The 793-nt window shown below is 40.5% G+C and carries 1 protein-coding gene; it reads right to left on the reverse strand.

The genetic code is table 11. The features are described from left to right. Positions 1-404: 404 nt before the first annotated feature. On the reverse strand, positions 405-776 hold the full coding sequence (locus tag L1D50_RS23180; RefSeq protein ID WP_128726681.1) for a hypothetical protein: 372 nt from the start codon (positions 774-776) through the stop codon (positions 405-407). Between the last annotated feature and the right edge of the window lie 17 nt (positions 777-793).

Below are 793 nucleotides of genomic sequence, written 5' to 3' on the forward strand. Positions count from 1 at the left end.
CAGTATTGTTATGCAATTATTGCGTTGTGTCAAACCAATCTTCCTTCATTTTCGATTAGAGAAACCAACACTTTCTATTTAACTTGAGTTCAGGATAAGTAAAGATCTAACTCATTGCTTTAACATCACTTTAAGTAATTTTCTCATCTAACCAAAGAGTTGCGGGGCAACATCGCTTCCACGTGCTGCTCTGGCTAAGGTACCTACCTCCATTCGGCAAGGCGATTTACGCACCAATAGCTGGCTGCTAAAAGCGATGAAAGGAGCTTTTCCTGAGGCTGGGAAAATAGAGAAATTACTGAAGCATTAACTGCTTGCTCTCTGGTTAAGGTGGGAAGATGAAGTATAGGAGCAAAGATTAAACGCTTGCAGCGAGAGAAGGTCTCTCGCTGCATGACGGTTAATTAATGACCTGTCTCATAATCAATATGAGCAGAGTTTGTTGTCTCGTAAGTACCGTCAGTGTATAGAATAGTTGCCGTAGCATTATATTGGCGATAAGCGCGAATAGTCATATAACATGTTGTGCCGCCAGAACAGCTCGCATCACCGTTCCAAATCACTTTACTGATCGGTTTTGATGCGTTAGCAATGTAAAATTTACCGCTAGTCGAGTTACCAAAAGAAAAGTCTAGTCCAGAGCAGTGATTACTTCCATTTCCCCATACGTTTCCGCCTGATTTAACATTCAAAGAGCATCGTAAATCAGCTGCCTGAGAATCAAGTGACAATGTACCGAGTAAAACTAGTGCTGAAGCTATTAATGTTGTTTTCATTATTATTTCCTTTAATC

It is taken from the genome of Pseudoalteromonas sp. Isolate6 (assembly GCF_022398435.1).
In the GTDB taxonomy this organism is placed as follows: Bacteria; Pseudomonadota; Gammaproteobacteria; order Enterobacterales; family Alteromonadaceae; genus Pseudoalteromonas; species Pseudoalteromonas galatheae.